The organism is Kribbella kalugense, assembly GCF_004365875.1.
Taxonomy (GTDB): Bacteria; Actinomycetota; Actinomycetes; order Propionibacteriales; family Kribbellaceae; genus Kribbella; species Kribbella kalugense.
In genome coordinates this window covers 1,089,676-1,105,617 of record NZ_SODF01000003.1, presented here as the reverse complement: position 1 = coordinate 1,105,617, position 15,942 = coordinate 1,089,676, and the positions used below count along the sequence as shown (strand labels likewise).

Below are 15,942 nucleotides of genomic sequence, written 5' to 3'. Positions count from 1 at the left end.
TCTGAAGAGGTTCCCGTGCCCGTTGGCAAGGTGAAGTGGTACGACTCCGACAAGGGGTTCGGTTTCCTCAGCAAGGAGGAAGGCGGGGACGTCTACGTCCGCGCCGAGGCGCTGCCCGCGGGAGTGACGAACCTCAAGCCGGGGCAGAAGGTCGAGTTCGGCGTCGTCGAGGGACGCAAGGGCGAGCAGGCCCTGCAGGTCCGGCTGATCGACCCGCCGCCGTCGGTGGCGAAGGCGATGCGCCCGAAGCCTGAGGAGATGCAGGTCGTCATCGAGGACCTGATCAAGATGCTCGACCGGATCGGCGAGAACTACCGCCGCGGCCGCCAGCCCGACAACAAGTCCGCCAAGCAGGTGGCCACGGTACTGCGCGGCGTCGCTGACAAACTCGACGTCTGACCGATCAGCTCCGGCGGTTGATCAGGGACTGGATACCGTCGAGCACGGTGCCCAGTCCGAACGCGAATTCGGTGCTGTCGAAGTCGCCGGCGTACCCCTCGTCCGGGGGCTGCTCGAGGGTGGCCGCGATACCGGGGAAGCGGTCCGGTGTCGCGAGCATGGTGAGTCGCTGCGTGTAGAGGCGGTCGGTTTCGGCGACCGCGTCGGGGTCGGTCGCCATGGTTGCGGTGAGTTGCGCCGTACCGCGGACGTAGATGTTGACCAGCAGCATCGCCGACAGGCGGTCCTGTGGGGTGAGCGGCGTACCTGCGAACGCCTGCAGGCCGGACTCCATCCAGGTCAGCTGGTTCGGTGACAGCGGCGGCTCGGCGATCGGGATCTGCAGGATCCACGGGTGCTGCCGCAGTCCCTGGTGGAACGCCTCGGCCCAGGTGGTGATCCGGTCCCGCCAGGGCTTCTTGGGGTCGAGCTCGGGCGGTTCGCTGAAGACGTGCTCGAGCATCACGACGTACAAGTCGTCCTTGGCGTCGACGTACCGGTAGAGCGACATCGTGGTGAAGCCGAGCTCGGCGGCCACCTTGCTCATCGAGACCGCGGCCAATCCGCCTGCGTCGGCGAGCTTGATCGCGGCCCGGCCGATGTCGCTGATGTGAAAGGCCGGCTTGGGGCCGGGGCGGCTACGCCCCTCGATACCCCACATCTGTTGCAACACCCTCGGCAGCTCACTCTCGTCCATGGCCCCACTCTATCTGTTTACAGCATAGACAGTCTTGTGTATGGTCTGTGTATGGCGCACACAGTGTGCGGCGTAGACAGATAAATCTTCGGAGGGGTGTCATGAGTTCGACTGAACGGGCGGGACGCAAGGAGTGGATCGCGCTCGGGGTGCTCGCGCTCCCGCTGCTGCTGGTCTCGATGGACGTGTCGGTGCTGTACTTCGCGGTCCCGTTCATCAGCGCGGACCTCGGGGTGAACGCGACCGAGCAGCTGTGGATCTTCGACATCTACGGGTTCGTGCTGGCCGGCCTGCTGATCACCATGGGCTCGCTCGGCGACCGGATCGGGCGCCGCAAGCTGCTGATCTTCGGCGCGATCGGTTTCGGCCTCGCCTCGATCGCGGCGGCGTACGCGCAGAGCCCGGAGCAGTTGATCGCGGCCCGCGCCCTACTCGGGATCGGCGGCGCGACCCTGATGCCGTCGACCCTGGCACTGATTCGGAACATGTTCCACGACCCGAAGCAGCGGTCGAAGGCGATCGCCTTCTGGAGCGCGGTGATGATGGGCGGGATCACCCTCGGGCCGGTGCTCGGTGGGTTCCTGCTGGAGCATTTCTGGTGGGGTTCGGTGTTCCTGATCAACACTCCGGCGATGGTGCTGCTGCTGGTGCTCGCGCCGATGCTGCTGCCTGAGTTCAAGACTCCTGCGGGTGGGCGGTTCGACCTGATGGGTTCGGTGCTGTCGCTGGCCGCCGTACTGCCGGTGATCTGGGGGATCAAGGAGGTCGCTGCGAACGGTGTGTCCGCACTACCGGTGGTCGCGATCGTGGCCGGGCTGGTGTTCGGGGTGCTGTTCGTGCAGCGGCAGCGGACCGCGGCGCACCCGATGGTCGACCTGTCGATGTTCCGGAACCGGGCGTTCAGCGGGTCGCTGGCGGCCAACACCATCGGCACTCTGGCGCTGGTCGGCAACGCGGTGTTCCTCACTCAGTACCTGCAGTTGGTGCAGGGGCTCAGCCCGTTGAAGGCGGCGCTGTGGTCGCTGGCTCCGTCGGTGCTGGTCGGTGGAGCGGCTCCGCTGGCCACCGCGCTGGCCGGGAAGATGGACCGGGCGTACGTGATCGGTGGTGCCTTTGTACTCGCGGCTTCCGGGTACGGCGTACTGACCCAGGTGCACACCGACTCGTCGCTGGCCGTGCCGCTGGCCGGCGCCGGTCTGCTGGCCGCCGGTCTGGTGATGGTGATGACCCTGGTCACCGAGGGCGTCGTCGGCTCGGTCGCCCCGGAGCGGGCCGGCTCGGCATCCGCGGTGATGGAAACCTGCTCGGAGTTCGGCGGGGCGCTCGGGATCGCGATCCTCGGCTCGATCGGTACTGCGGCCTACCGCGCCGACGTACCGTCCTCACTGCCCGCCGGTGTTGCCGCTCCCGTCCGCGAGGGTCTGCCGGCTGCGACTGCCGCCGCGGCGCACCTCCCGGCTCAACTAGCCGACACCGTCCTGGCCACCGCCCGCCACGCCTTCACCCACAGCATGAACGTGGTCGCCCTGGTAGGCACCCTCCTCCTCCTGACCACCGCAGTAGCCGCCACCCTCACCCTCCGCGGCACCACCCACGCAACCCCAGTGGAAACCCCGGAGCCCGCCGCCGAGGAGGCCGACTTAGCCCCAGCAGCCTGACCGCGCTAGGCAGCGCACCTCCGGGGCAGCGCACCCCCTCAGCCCATCAAACCCTCAGCGGCGGCCGGCTTGTCCGGTCGCCGCTTGGTGTCTAGCGGGGTGGGCGGCGGGGGGTGTCTCCGCCGGGGCGGCGTTTGAAGAGGCCATTGCCTCGGTTGCGTTCGACTGTTGGTTCTTCGGCCCAGGGGGCCTGGTTCTTGGTGGTGTCTTCGTCCTCGTCGGGCTGGCCGCTCCACCAGCGGCCGGTCGGCGGATCTTTCGGTGGTGGGGGACCGGCGGGTGGCTTCTGATCGCGGCCCCGCCACTCGACTGTCGGCTCGTCGTGCGAGTCCGAGCGCCGCGCCCGGTTCGCCCGCTGCTCCGCGACACTCGTGGTCAGGATCGTCCGCGTCGTACTCTCCGGACGCGACTTACCACTCGACCCGCCATCACGCCCGTGCCCGGCCGGCGGCGGCCCGGTCCTCGGCCCACCGAGACCGCCCGGTCGCAGCGGCCCGTCGGCCGGACGCGGCGCCGGCCGCATCCGCAGTACCAGGAAAACCACGATCACCAGCACGACCGCGAGGAACCCGAACCCGACCCGCGGGATCAACGGCAGCACGATCCCGCACCCGCCGCCGATCACCCAGGCGAGCTGCAACACCGTTTCCGACCGCGCGAACACCGACGTACGCACGGATTCCGGAACGTCGCGCTGGATCATCGCATCCAGCGACAACTTCCCGAGCGAACTGCACAAGCCCGCGACGAACCCCAGTGCGATCAGGATCGGCAGCCCGTACAGGATCGCCACCGCGACAGCCACGATGGCGTCCGCGAGCAGCACTACCAGCACGACACCTTCCGGTTTACGTGCCTTGAGCAACGATCCGGCCAGGGTGCCGAGGCTGTTCCCGATCCCGGCCGCGGCGATCACCGCACCGGCCGCGACCGCACCCTTCACCCCGCTGATCGGCTGATCGCGTAGCAGGAACGCCAAGTACATAGTCAGGAACCCGGACACGAACCGCAGTCCCAGGTTGCACCGGATCCCGCGCGCCACCGCCGACGTGATCGCCCGCCGCCGCGCTTCGCGTCCCGCCGTACCTGTGACTTCCTCGTCGGCCGGGGAGTCGACCGCGGTCGGCAGCCGGATCGCGAGGATCAGGCCGACGATATAGACCAGCGCGGCCCAGCGCAGCGACCACTGCGGCCCGATCGCGGCGAACGCTCCCGCGATCCCGGCGCCGATGGTCGCGCCGGCGACACCGGCCAGCGAGATCCGCGAGTTGGCCGTGACGAGTGTGATTTGTTTGGGGAGTAGACGCGGTACGGCGGAGGCGCGGGTCACGCCGTACGCCTTGGAAGCGACGAGGCAGCCGAGGGCGGCCGGATACAGCCAGGCTGATCCGTGGCCGGAGATCGAGGACGCCAGGCTCCAGACGAGGAACGCGCGGGCGCCGAGTGTCGCGCCGATCGCCCAACGCCGGCCGTGGCGGAACCGGTCGAGGATCGGCCCGATCAGTGGCGCCATCAACGCGAACGGCGCCATCGTCAGCAGCAGGAACAATGCCACCCGGTCACGCGCCTGGTCGCTCGGCACCGTGAAGAACACCGTCCCTGCCAGGGAGACAGCGAACGCGGTATCGCCCGCGGCGTTGACCGCGCCCAGCTCGATCAGCCGCGACAGGCCGGACTCGCTCGCACCCTGCGCTCCGGTCAGCCCGCGGATCCTGCGCCCGGTGGCGCGTCCGACCTTGCCGCTGACCTCGGCCGCCTTCTTGGAAGCCGATGCGACTCCTTCAGCGCCGACCTTCGAGGCGTGTCCGACCTTCTTGCCCGCGCTGCCGACCCGCTCGCGGGCGTCGTTCAGTCGCTCGCCCTTCGACTTCGCGCTGTCGGCGCCCGGCCCGCTCCCCGCGCCCGGCCGGCTCCCTCCGTCCGGACCGTTACCCGCAGTACCGCGCGGCGGACTGTCCGCGGTGTTTCCACCGGGAGTCGCCTTCGGGTCGGCGGGGTCGGGGGAGTGCATAGAACCATCCTGCCTCTTGCTGGGGACAGACCGCAGTCACCGCGCGTAGATCCTGTGGATTGCGGATCGGCGACGGCGGTTCGGCGTACTGCGGCAAGCGTGCGAGAATGACCGATTGTGACTCCCGTCAGAACTCCGGAATCGGTACGCGCCAAGCCCGACGCCGTTGCCGTCGCGGCGGTCGAGCCGGCCCGCGAGGCCGCGATCGCCGAGGCCGGCGCCGCGCAGGTCGGGGACCACCTCGGTCATCTGGTCGAGGGCGAGCGCCTCGTCACGCACTACTTCGCCTCCACCCATCCCGGGTACCGCGGCTGGCGCTGGGCGGTCACGGTCACCCGCGCATCCCGCGCGAAGACCGTCACGGTCAACGAGGTCGTGATGCTGCCCGGCGACGTCGCGATCGTCGCGCCCGAGTGGGTCCCGTGGTCCGAACGCGTCCAGCCCGGCGACCTCCGCCCCGGCGACCTGTTCCCGACGCTCCCCGACGACCCACGCCTCGAGCCTGGCTTCACCGACACCGGGGACACCCCCGAGGACGTCCTGACCGTCGTCGAGGAGCTCGGCCTCGGCCGCGAGCGCGTCCTCTCGCCGATCGGTCGCGAGGAAGCCGCCGAACGCTGGTACGCCGGAGACTTCGGACCGGCGTCCCCGATCGCCCAGGCCGTCCCGTACAAGTGCCACTCCTGCGGCTACTGGATCCGCCTGGCCGACAGCCTCGGCCAAGCCTTCGGAGTCTGCGCCAACGAAATGGCCCCCGGCGAAGCCCGCGTCGTCGCCTACGACTACGGCTGCGGCGCCCACTCCGACGCCACCATCGACCTGGCCGAAGCCCCCATCCCAGACCACGCCTTCGACACCACCGGCTACGACACCCTCCAGCTGAGCCCAGAGGACTAGTCCCGCGGGGGCTTCCCAACCCGCGAAGTCAGTCTTCGGTGGCGGGGCGGTGGCCGGCTTGGATGGCGGTCCAGCGGCGTTTGCAGTACCAGAGGCCGATGAGGCCTAGGCCGAAGCCGGCTACCGGCACCCAGAGCCACCAGTCGAGGCCGTCGGCTTTGAGGTGGCTGCGGAAGATCAGGAGTACGACGAAGGCGACCACCCAGAGGGCGATGCCGGTGATGACGCTGGGGATGCCGGACAGGTCGAGCGGCTTCACCTCGGCGTGGACGAGTTCGCCCCGGGCCAGCTGGCTGGTCGGGTCGCTGCGCTTCTTCGAGCCGCCCTGCTCCGCCTCGGTCTCGGCGGTACGCCGGGATTCCTCCTCAGTCACGCCTCCACCTTATAGGGCGCATCTCCCGACGCCACGCCTACTGCACCGCACCGAGCACCTGCTCGCGACGGCGTGGCGTCAGGAGACAGGCCCAACCGCAACGGTTTGGGGTCGGTGCTCGCAACTGGCTGGTAGGAACTGGCACGATGCGGGGATGAGCTCGCCCCAGGCCGCGACGGCCCGCTCCGGTTCCGGTTTTCTCGACTCGTTCTTCAAGATCAGCCAACGTGGTTCCACGCTCGGCCGGGAGGTTCGCGGCGGGCTGGTCACGTTCTTCACGATGGCGTACATCGTCGTGCTGAACCCGCTGATCATCGGCACCGTCAAGGACGGCGACGGCTCCCTGATCGGTGGCGGCACCGACCCGGGGGTGTCGATCGCGAAGGTCGCGGTGACGACCGCGTTGGTCGCCGGCGTGGTGACGATCCTGATGGGCGTGTTCGCGAACTTCCCGCTCGCGCTCGCCACCGGGCTCGGCCTGAACGCGTTCATCGCCTTCTCGGTGGCCAGCGACATGACCTGGGCCGACGCGATGGGTCTGGTCGTGCTGGAGGGCCTGATCATCCTGATCCTGGTGCTGACCGGGTTCCGCAAAGCGGTGTTCGAGGCGGTGCCGTTGCAACTGAAGGTCGCGATCAGCGTCGGCATCGGCCTGTTCATCGCGTTCATCGGCGTGATCGACGCAGGGTTCGTACGGCGTCCTGCCGCGCCGACCGGACCGCCCGTCGAGCTGGGCGTCGGCGGCAGTCTCCGTGGCTGGCCGGTGCTGGTGTTCGTCCTCGGACTGATCCTGATCGCCATCCTGTACGCGCGGAAGGTGAAGGGCGCGATCCTGATCGGCATCCTGGCCGCGACCGTGCTGGCGATCGTCATCGAGGCGATCGGGAACATTGGCGCCCGGACCGCTGACAACCCGGGCGGTTGGGGTCTGAGTGTTCCGAAGCTGCCGGACCAGTGGTTCACGAAGCCGAACCTGGACCTGATCGGCGAGTTCCACCTGTTCGGCGCGTTCGACCGGGTCGGCGTGGTGACGGCGCTGCTGCTGATTTTCACGCTGATGCTGGCCGACTTCTTCGACACGATGGGCACGATGACCGCCATCGGCGCCGAGGCGGGGCTGAACGACAAGGACGGCATTCCGCCGAACTCGCAGCGCATCCTGATCGTGGACAGTGTCGCGGCCGCGGCCGGCGGCGCCGCGTCCGTCTCCAGCAACACGTCGTACATCGAGTCGGCGTCGGGTGTCGGTGAAGGGGCGCGGACCGGGCTGGCCAGCATCGTGACCGGAATCTGCTTCCTGATCTCGATGGTGGTCGCGCCGCTGGTGACGCTGGTCCCGTACGAGGCGGCGACGCCGGCCCTGATCCTGGTCGGATTCCTGATGATGACGCAGGTCAAGGACATCGACTTCAAGGACATCGAGGTCGCGTTCCCGGCGTTCCTGACCATCATTCTGATGCCGTTCACGTACTCGATCTCGGCCGGCATCGGCGCCGGCTTCGTCGCGTACGTGATCCTCAAGGTGGCCCGTGGCAAGGCCCGCCAGATCCACCCGCTGATGTGGGTCGTGGCCGCCCTCTTCGTCGTCTACTTCGCCATCGGCCCGCTCACCGACTGGCTGACCTAGGCCCCGAAAGCACGCAGGAACGTTTGTACGGCGTTGCCCGCGACCTCGGCGAGTTCGGTCGGGGGCAACGTCCGCGTGCCCAGGCGGGAGCGTGTCTCCAGGGGCCCGGTCAGTAGGGCGCCGAACTGCTCGGCCGCTACGGCCGGGTCGGTGAGCTTCAGCCGGCCGGCGAGGGCGAGGCGGGCGAAGCGGTCCGCGAGGGCGTCGTTCACCTTGTCGGTGGCGCGGTCGCGGACGATGTCGAGCAACTCCGGCATGCTGCCGGCCTCCGCGGCGAGCAGGCGACGCAACGCCCACGACTTCTCGTCGCAGTAGCACTCGGCAAGCCGCAGTCCGACCTCGGTGAGCGCCTCGGCGGGCTCGCGGTCCGGCCGCAGCAGGTCCACCGCGGCGAGGTTGCGGGCCAGTGCGTCGTCGGCGAGTGCGCCGACCGCCTCCCGGAACAGCGACTGCTTGTCGCCGAAGTGGTTGTAGATGGTGTGTTTCGCGACACCGGCCGTGGCCGCGACGGTGTCGACGCTCGCCTGCCGGTAACCGTCCCGCGCGAAGACGGTGAAGGCAGCAGCCAGGATCGCCTGCCGTTTGTCGATGCGTCCGCGCGTGACCGTCACCTAGTCAGGGTAGCCTGCTGCACTTCGGCGTACAGTAGAATGCACTGACCAGTGCAGATCAGAGGAGGCAACACCATGATCGTCAATCTGTTGCGGATCCGGTTCAAGGACGGCGTGAGTGTCGAGGAGCAGGAGGAGGTGCTGGCGGTGATGCGGCGCACCGCCGGGCTGGAGATGGTCGCGTTCGGTGCCGTCGGCAAGGACTTCGGCAACCCCGCGGACGGTTTCACGCACTCGTACCTGGCCGCGCTCCCGGATCTCGAGGCCCTCGAGAGGTACATGCACGACCCGGTCCACCTCAGTGGCGACGACGTGATCATGGACAAGCTGGAGAAGCTGAGCGCCGTCCGGTTCACCGACGACAGTGATCCGGACCTCGGCAAGGCCGTTTACGGCATCGCCGCCCGCAAGATGGAGATGTACCCGGAGTGGGCCAAGCGCATCGACGAAATCTTCGGCGCGAACGTCTAGGTCGTACGGCGCAGCTCGAGGTACTCGGCGCGGGCGGTGAAGACGTCACGGAGTTCGGAACTGATGTTGTCGAGGAAGTCGGTGCGGTACGTCGAGTCGGTCAGGAGCGCGATCGAGTAGTACAGCCCGGTGAAGTTGGCGATGCCGACGGCAACCTTCACCAGGGATGCGCTCAGCACCATCGGGTGGTTCAGCCAGTTGAGCTGGTACGACCAGCTGCCCTTGGTGATGCCCCACAGCTCGTAGACGTGGGCGCTGATCGCGAGCATGCCGAAGGCAATGAAGAACAAGCCGACGCCGGCGCTGACCACGAGCACCTGCATCCATTGGCGGATCACCAGGCTGATGCTGACGTTGAGGCGCTGGATCGGGCGCAGCGGCGGGCCGGAGCCGGCGTCGCGCTCGATCGCGTCCACCTCGCGCGGCAGCCGGATCAGCAGGAACAGAGTGCTGAGCACAGTGAAGGCGATCATCGAGAAGATGATGAACTCGACCGGCATCCCGGCGAAGACCTGCCACATGTCGGCGGTCATGAACAGCACGAGCGAGAAGACCAGTAGCAGCGGCAGCGCGCGGACGAAGCTGGCGATCGAGTTGCCGAGCTCTCCGGCCAGTCGGCGCAGTCCCCAGAGCACCGTGGCGATCAGTCCGTAGCCGACCACGACGTACACGATGGCGACCAGCAGTAGGTTGCCGACGGCAATCCCGAAGAACTGCTTGACCTGGCCCTGGGTGACCAGTGGCAACAAAGCGGGCAGCAGTACGAAGACCACCAGCTCCGGGATGCCGAAGCGGGTCGGCAACGACCAGAACTTGCGCCCGCGGAAGCCGTTCAGCAGGCCGAAGCTGGCGACGAGCAGGATCAGCGCGCCGAGCGCGGCGAGCAGGTTCTGCCACCAGTGCCAGTCGAGCGAGGTGGCGCCGATCATCTCGGCCAGGAACACCAGCACGAGCAACGGCGCCGCCCGGGTGAAGATGTCGTGCGTCGGCGACAGGTCCTCGATCAGCAGTGGCAGCCCCGCCCGCCGGAACCGCTGCTCGTACCGCTCCAGCTCGGCGCTAGTCCCCATGGCGGTGAACTCTAGCGGTCCGGGAATACCAGCGCTGCTGTGCTGGTTTTAGTTAGCAAAGGTAATGAGTTAAGGTAAGGACATGCCTGAAGTCGTAGCGCAGCAAGTGAAGAGTGACGTGGGGCTGGCGAGCGCCCTGCGGTCGTCGACGCTACGGCTGTCCCGGCAGATCCGGCGGCAGCGTGAGCCCGGTCACGACCTGACCGCGAACCAGCTGAGCGTGCTCGGCGCGCTGGCCAAGCACGACCCGATGACGATCGGCGAGCTGGCCGCCCATGAGCAGGTGAAGCCGCCGTCGATGACGCGGGTCGTGACGAACATGGAGGAGGCGGGCCTGGTGGTCCGCCGCCCGCACCCGACCGACAAGCGCCAGATCGTCGTCGAGCTGACGGACCGCGCCGACGAGCTGATCATGGCGAACCGCCGCCGCCGCGACGAGTGGCTGCAGACCAAACTGAAGCAACTGACCCCCGAGGAGCGCGACATCCTGCGCAAGGCAGCACCTGTTCTCGAACGACTGGCGGCTCGATGAGCCCCACCTTCCGCGCGTTCAAAGTCCGTAACTTCCGGCTCTACGCCACCGGCGCGATCGTCTCCAACGTCGGCACCTGGATGCAGCGTGTCGCCCAGGACTGGCTGGTCCTGGAGCTGACCCACTCCGGTACGGCGCTCGGCATCGTCACCGGACTCCAGTTCCTCCCTGCCCTCCTGCTCGGTCCGTACGCCGGACTGGTCGCTGACCGCTTCCCGAAGCGGCTCGTGCTGACCTGCACCCAGATCGTGATGGCGAGCATCGCCTTGGTCCTCGGTGGTCTCACGATCGCCAGTGTGGTCCAGACCTGGCACGTGTATCTGCTGGCTCTGCTGTTCGGTGTGGGCACCGCTTTCGACGCGCCGGCCCGCCAGTCCTTCGTGGTCGAGATGGTCGGCCGCGACGAGCTCTCCAACGCCGTCGGCCTGAACTCGGCATCGTTCAACGCGGCCCGCCTGCTCGGCCCGGCGCTCGCCGGTCTCCTGATCAGCTGGATCGGCACCGGCCCGGTGATCCTGATCAACGCGTTCACCTACTCCGCGGTCATCCTGTCCCTGCGGATGATGCGGGTCAGCGAGTTGCACACGCCGGCGGTCGCGGCCCGCGACAAGGGCATGATCCGCGACGGCATGCGCTACCTGTGGCGCCGGCCGGACCTGATGATGGTGCTGGTCGCGGTCTTCTTCGCCGGCACCTTCGGGCTGAACTTCCAGCTGACTTCGGCGCTGATGGCAACGAGTGTGTTCCACAAGGGCGCGGGGGAGTACGGCATCCTCGGCTCGGTGCTCGCGATCGGCTCGCTGGCCGGTGCGTTGCTGGCGGCCCGCCGGGTCCGGATCCGCGCTCGCCTGGTGATCGGCGCGGCCATCGCCTTCGGTGCGTTCGAGATCGTGAGTGCGCTGATGCCGACGTACCTGACGTTCGCGCTGGTGCTGCCGTTGGTCGGGCTCGCCTCGCTGACCATGCTGACTTCGGCGAACGCGACCATGCAGCTGAGCATCGAGCCGACGATGCGCGGCCGGGTGATGGCGCTCTACATGACCGTCCTGATGGGTGGTACGCCGATCGGGTCGCCGCTGATCGGCTGGGTCGGGCAAGCGTTCGGAGCCCGCTACTCACTGCTCGTCGGCGGTGGGCTGACCGTGCTCGGCACGATCGGATCGGTGCTGTACTTCTCCCGTCGTCGCGGTCTCGCGATCCGGCCGCGGCTGCTGCCGCGCCCGCACCTCGAAGTGTTGCCGCAGACCGAACTGCTAGCTGACAAGGCTGTCATCGAGACCGCCGCCACCCCGAAGAAGGACCCGCAAGTGGCCTAAGGCCGGATGCGAGTCAGCAGGCGGGCGGCGAAGAACAACGCGTCGACGTCCGCACCGCGTTCGGTCACCATCGCCGCCGGGTCGTGCTTCGGCTTCGGGCGCTCGACCGGTGTGTCGTCGTCCGTGGTGATCCGGAGGAAGCCTCGGCCGCCGAGCCCGCCGCGGCCCGGCGTCCACTCGACGTCGACGATGTCGCCGAGCGGCACCTGCCAAGGGTTGCCGAGGGCCTTCTTCTTCCGGCCCGCGGACCGCTTGTAGGTGAACGTGAGCCGCCCGTTCGCTACCGACAGCGTCGCGTCCCGGCCCTCGAGCCGGTCCGGTGCGGCCGGCGGCGCAAGCAACCAGCGGTTCGCATCCGTCGCCGGTACGTCGCGGCGGACGAGGGTACGCCGGATGCCGCGGGCGACCTCCTCCGCGAGCGCAGGATCGACCTCGGGGAACTCGTAGGGATCGATCAAGACGTCAGTGCCGGTCACCGATCGCAGCGGGTCGGCCCCGTCGCGAAGGACCAGCTTGAGTCGCGCTTCGCTGACCTCGACCGCTTTCAGTGCCTCGACCGGCAGAACCCGTTCGCCGAGCCGGGTCCGTAATGAGCTGGTCAACGGATCCAGTCCGGGCCGCGTTCCGTCGTACCGGATCCTGAGGACGCCGATGCCGTCCCAGACGACCGTGCCGTTCGTGCTCGTCAGCTCACCACTTCCCACCCTGCCATCTTCCCTGCTGAGCGGGTCCAACGCAGGTTCTTGCGTGTAAGCGCCACAATGAGGTGTGACGCATTACGACCTGGTAGTCATCGGGACAGGATCCGGCAACACGATCGTGAACAAGCGGTTCGCCGACTGGAAGGTGGCGATCGTCGAGCGCGGTACGTTCGGCGGCACCTGCCTGAACGTCGGCTGCATCCCGACCAAGATGTTCGTGCATGCCGCCGACGTGGCCGCGACCCCGTCGGGGAGCTCGCGGTACGGCGTCGACGAGCAGCTGCTCGACGTCCGCTGGACCGATGTCCGGGACCGCATCTTCGGCCGGATCGATCCGATCGCGGCCGGCGGGTCGGAGTACCGGCACCACAACCCCGACAACGCGAACGTGACTGTGTACGACGGGACCGGCCGGTTCACCGGGTTCAAGGAGCTGACCGTCGACAACAAGGACGGGTCGACCAGCGTGTTCAGCGCCGACCAGTTCGTGCTCGCGGGCGGCAGTCGGCCGATCATCCCGCCGGTCCCGGGGCTCGAGGAGGTCGGGTTCCACACCTCGAACACGATCATGCGACTGCCGGAGCTGCCGCGCCGGCTGGCGATCATCGGCAGCGGGTTCGTCGCGGCCGAGTTCGCGCACGTGTTCGCGTCGTTCGGGGTCGAGGTGACGATCGTTGCCCGCGGCGACCTCCTGCTCCGGTACGAGGACGCCGAGGTGGCCGAGCGCTTCACCGAGATCGCCCGGCAGCGGTACGACGTACGCACGCGTCACGAGACCGTGAGGGTGGAGCGGCGTGACGACGGCTCGATCCTGGTCAAGATGCTGAGCCCGGACGGTCTCGACGAGCTGATCGTCGACGAGCTCCTGGTCGCGGTCGGCCGGGAGCCGAACTCGGACCTGCTGAACCTGGACGCCACCGGCGTCGAGGTCGACAGCGAGGCGCGAGTCGTCGTGGACGAGTACCAGCAGACCACCGTCGACGGCATCTACGCGCTCGGCGACATCACCACCCCGCACCAGCTGAAGCACGTCGCGAACCACGAGGCCCGAGTGGTGAAGCACAACCTGCTCAACCCGGACGACCGGGTCGAGTCCGACCACCGCTTCGTACCGCACGCGGTCTTCAGCTCGCCGCAGATCGCCTCCGTCGGCCTCACCGAGGAGCAGGCGAAGGAACGCGGGATCCCTTACGTAGCAGGCGTCGAGCGGTACGCCGACATTGCCTACGGCTGGGCGATGGAGGACACCACCGGGTTCGCGAAGGTGCTCGCCGATCCGAAGACCGGCCAGATCATCGGCTGCCACATCATCGGCCCGCAGGCACCGACCGTGATCCAGCCGGTCATCCAGGCGATGAGCTTCGGCCTGGACGCGTACTCGATGGCCCGCGAGCAGTACTGGATCCACCCGGCGATGCCCGAGGTGCTCGAGAACGCCCTGCTGAACCTGGAGCTACACCCGGAAGGCTGAGATCACCTCGGCGACGGTATCGAGAGTTTCGAGGTCGGGCAGGCTGATCATCACCTCGGCCACGCCCGCCTCGGACAGCTCGCGGAACCGCCCGATCTGATCGTCGACCGTGCCGGCGTTGACAGACGCGGCGTACTTCGCCGGGTTCACGTTCCGCGGCCGCAGCTTCTGCACGAGCTCGTCGACAGCGCGGTGGTCCTTGCCCACCAGCGTTGTGGACAAGTGCGTCAGCTCGACCGGCCGGTCCTTGAGATAGTCGGCAGCCTTGCGAACCGCTGCGGCGTCCCCGAACACGTTGACGGCATCGGCGTACCTCGCCGCAAGCCGCAGCGTCCGTGGTCCGCTTCCACCAACGAGGACGGGCAGATGGTCCTGCAGCGGGCGTGGGTAACAAGTGGTGTCGGGTACGTCGAGCACCTTCCCGTGGAAGGGTTTGTTGCCTGGTCCCCACAACGCCGGCAGCAGCTGTAACGCATCCTCGAGCAACGCGTAGCGTTCACTGACCGGCGGAAACGGCCACCCGTAAGCCTTGTGCTCGGCCTCGAACCACGCGAGCCCCACTCCGCACACAGCCCGTCCACCACTCAGTACGTCGAGTGTCGCGGCGATCTTTCCTAGATGGGCAACGTTCCGGTAGGTGATGCCGGAGACGAGCGTGCCAAGACGCACTCGGGTGGTGCAGGCGGCGAGATACCCGAGCGTGGTCCAGCTCTCCAGGAAGTCCTCCCACGCCCGGCCGACCTGCGGTATCTGCCGGAAGTGATCCATCACGTAGATCGCGTCGAACCCAGCAGCCTCGGCCCGCCCGGCAACGTCACGAATCCACTCGGCCGTCCCCGTCCGACCGGCCTTGTGCGTGTAGCTGCTCAGCTGCAGTCCGAACCGCAACCCGGTCGGCGTCTCGACTTGCCGTGCGGCAGCCGCACTCGCCTCGACAAACGCCGCCGGTACGACGCGCAGCGCAGTCGGCTGCAGTACGTCGTCGTACCCCTCGTCGGGCAACTCCGTCTTCACCGTCGACCACGACCGCAGCTGCGACGTGAGCGCATCGGCGGGGATGCGTTTCGAGCGGGAACGGTTCCGTCGGCGGCACTCCTCGGCCGGAGTGTCGAAAGCCACTGCTACACAAGGCATTCCGGCCTCGCGTGCCAGTCCCAGCCACCGCAGCCGCCGTTCCCGATCGAGCCCGAGCGTGTCGATCACCGTCGTCAGCTTTCGCCCGATCCGCTGCCGCACCACCTCTTCGAGCAACGCGAACGCATCAGCACTCGCCGCGATGTCGTCCTCCCCGGCCCCGACCAGCGCCCGCAGCCGATCGCTCGAAACGATCAGCTCCGGCGCGAACCGCTCGGCCGCCCAGGTCGACTTCCCCGACGCTCCGGGACCGACCAGGATCACCACACAGGGCGACGGCAACGTGAGTTCCACAGAAAGCAGTTTCCACCACCGATAGCATTTTGGGATGCGATTGTTCGTGGCCGTGGTGCCACCCAGCGAAGTTGTGGAGGATCTGCGCGCGTTCGTCGAGCCGCGGCGGGAGCATCCGGACGAGGACATCCGGTGGGCGGCCGAGCAGCACTGGCACATCACGCTGGCCTTCCTCGGCGAGGTGCCGGACTGGAAGACCGAGGAGCTCGAGGAGCGGCTCGAGCTGATCGCGAAGCGGCAGAAGCCGTTCGAGGTGCAGTTGATCGGAGCCGGCGCGTTCCCCGGCGTACCGGAAGCACGGGTGTTGTACGCCCGGATCGGCGACGACACCGAGTCGCTCAAACACCTGTCGCAGACCACCCGTGCGGCAGCCAGTCGGGCCGGCGTTACCGTGGACGGCCGCAAGTTCACGCCGCACCTGACGCTGGCGCGACTGCGCCGGCCGATCGACGTCACCCGGTGGGTGCGGATCTTCGATACCTACGAGGGTCCGGTCTGGACCGCAGGCAGCCTGCAACTGATCGAATCCCGGCTCGGTGAGGGTCCGGGACAAAGTGCGGCGTACGACACAGTAGGCGAGTGGGCGTTCTTAGGCTAACCTCAGCAAGGTTAGCCGTACCTAATGCTGGGAAGTCTTCCGC

At 68.0% G+C, this 15,942-nt stretch carries 16 protein-coding genes; 9 read left to right on the top strand and 7 right to left on the bottom strand.

Going from position 1 to position 15,942, the window contains the following annotated elements; genetic code table 11:
- Positions 1-15 precede the first annotated feature (15 nt).
- Positions 16-399 carry a cold-shock protein gene (locus tag EV650_RS36775; protein WP_134123747.1) on the top strand — a complete coding sequence of 128 codons (384 nt, stop codon included), beginning with the start codon at positions 16-18 and terminating at the stop codon, positions 397-399.
- Between the two features lie 4 nt (positions 400-403).
- Here the strand turns inward: EV650_RS36775 and EV650_RS36770 are convergent, their stop codons facing one another.
- Positions 404-1,135 carry a TetR/AcrR family transcriptional regulator gene (locus EV650_RS36770; protein ID WP_134123746.1) on the bottom strand — a complete coding sequence of 244 codons (732 nt, stop codon included), beginning with the start codon at positions 1,133-1,135 and terminating at the stop codon, positions 404-406.
- A 101-nt stretch (positions 1,136-1,236) separates the two neighbouring features.
- Here EV650_RS36770 and EV650_RS36765 point away from each other — a divergent pair, with 101 nt between their 5' ends.
- The gene (locus EV650_RS36765) at positions 1,237-2,793 is read left to right on the top strand and encodes an MFS transporter (protein WP_134123745.1); all 1,557 of its coding nucleotides are present in this window, start codon (positions 1,237-1,239) and stop codon (positions 2,791-2,793) included.
- 91 nt (positions 2,794-2,884) lie between these two features.
- Here EV650_RS36765 and EV650_RS36760 read toward each other — a convergent pair whose 3' ends face one another.
- A complete protein-coding gene (locus EV650_RS36760; RefSeq protein ID WP_134123744.1) occupies positions 2,885-4,804 on the bottom strand; it encodes an MFS transporter in 1,920 nt (639 codons plus the stop codon).
- Positions 4,805-4,921: 117 nt separating this feature from the next.
- Here EV650_RS36760 and EV650_RS36755 point away from each other — a divergent pair, with 117 nt between their 5' ends.
- Positions 4,922-5,701, top strand: coding sequence for a DUF3027 domain-containing protein (locus EV650_RS36755; protein WP_134123743.1), 780 nt, complete (start codon positions 4,922-4,924; stop codon positions 5,699-5,701).
- A gap of 28 nt (positions 5,702-5,729) precedes the next feature.
- Here EV650_RS36755 and EV650_RS36750 read toward each other — a convergent pair whose 3' ends face one another.
- Positions 5,730-6,074 carry a DUF2530 domain-containing protein gene (locus EV650_RS36750; RefSeq protein ID WP_238174716.1) on the bottom strand — a complete coding sequence of 115 codons (345 nt, stop codon included), beginning with the start codon at positions 6,072-6,074 and terminating at the stop codon, positions 5,730-5,732.
- A gap of 154 nt (positions 6,075-6,228) precedes the next feature.
- Here EV650_RS36750 and EV650_RS36745 point away from each other — a divergent pair, with 154 nt between their 5' ends.
- Positions 6,229-7,701, top strand: a complete 1,473-nt coding sequence (locus EV650_RS36745) for an NCS2 family permease (protein WP_134123742.1) — start codon at positions 6,229-6,231, stop codon at positions 7,699-7,701.
- Here EV650_RS36745 and EV650_RS36740 read toward each other — a convergent pair.
- Positions 7,698-8,312 carry a TetR/AcrR family transcriptional regulator gene (locus EV650_RS36740; RefSeq protein ID WP_134123741.1) on the bottom strand — a complete coding sequence of 205 codons (615 nt, stop codon included), beginning with the start codon at positions 8,310-8,312 and terminating at the stop codon, positions 7,698-7,700. The two genes, EV650_RS36745 and EV650_RS36740, sit on opposite strands and share 4 nt — an antisense overlap.
- Before the next feature lie 75 nt (positions 8,313-8,387).
- On the opposite strand from EV650_RS36740, the gene EV650_RS36735 reads away from it, so the two are divergent.
- The gene (locus tag EV650_RS36735) at positions 8,388-8,783 is read left to right on the top strand and encodes a Dabb family protein (protein WP_134123740.1); all 396 of its coding nucleotides are present in this window, start codon (positions 8,388-8,390) and stop codon (positions 8,781-8,783) included.
- On the opposite strand, the gene EV650_RS36730 is transcribed toward EV650_RS36735, so the two are convergent.
- Complete coding sequence (locus tag EV650_RS36730) at positions 8,780-9,853, bottom strand: hypothetical protein (RefSeq protein ID WP_134123739.1); 1,074 nt, start codon at positions 9,851-9,853, stop codon at positions 8,780-8,782. The genes EV650_RS36735 and EV650_RS36730 overlap by 4 nt on opposite strands.
- 82 nt (positions 9,854-9,935) lie before the next feature.
- Between EV650_RS36730 and EV650_RS36725 the strand changes: the two genes are divergently transcribed.
- Together EV650_RS36725 and EV650_RS36720 are read left to right on the top strand one after the other, a co-directional pair.
- Positions 9,936-10,385, top strand: a complete 450-nt coding sequence (locus EV650_RS36725) for a MarR family winged helix-turn-helix transcriptional regulator (RefSeq protein ID WP_134123738.1) — start codon at positions 9,936-9,938, stop codon at positions 10,383-10,385.
- On the top strand, positions 10,382-11,701 hold the full coding sequence (locus EV650_RS36720) for an MFS transporter (protein ID WP_134123737.1): 1,320 nt from the start codon (positions 10,382-10,384) through the stop codon (positions 11,699-11,701). The genes EV650_RS36725 and EV650_RS36720 overlap by 4 nt, the downstream gene beginning before the upstream one ends.
- On the opposite strand, the gene EV650_RS36715 is transcribed toward EV650_RS36720, so the two are convergent.
- Positions 11,698-12,405, bottom strand: coding sequence for a DUF4429 domain-containing protein (locus EV650_RS36715; RefSeq protein WP_166678397.1), 708 nt, complete (start codon positions 12,403-12,405; stop codon positions 11,698-11,700). The two genes, EV650_RS36720 and EV650_RS36715, sit on opposite strands and share 4 nt — an antisense overlap.
- Before the next feature lie 64 nt (positions 12,406-12,469).
- Between EV650_RS36715 and EV650_RS36710 the strand changes: the two genes are divergently transcribed.
- Entirely contained in the window at positions 12,470-13,873 is a 1,404-nt protein-coding gene (locus EV650_RS36710; RefSeq protein ID WP_134123735.1) for a mycothione reductase, read from the top strand.
- Here EV650_RS36710 and EV650_RS36705 read toward each other — a convergent pair.
- Positions 13,856-15,301, bottom strand: a complete 1,446-nt coding sequence (locus tag EV650_RS36705; protein ID WP_238174715.1) for an LLM class flavin-dependent oxidoreductase — start codon at positions 15,299-15,301, stop codon at positions 13,856-13,858. The two genes, EV650_RS36710 and EV650_RS36705, sit on opposite strands and share 18 nt — an antisense overlap.
- A gap of 34 nt (positions 15,302-15,335) precedes the next feature.
- Here EV650_RS36705 and thpR point away from each other — a divergent pair, with 34 nt between their 5' ends.
- Entirely contained in the window at positions 15,336-15,899 is a 564-nt protein-coding gene (thpR, locus tag EV650_RS36700) for an RNA 2',3'-cyclic phosphodiesterase (protein ID WP_134123734.1), read from the top strand.
- Positions 15,900-15,942 lie beyond the last annotated feature (43 nt).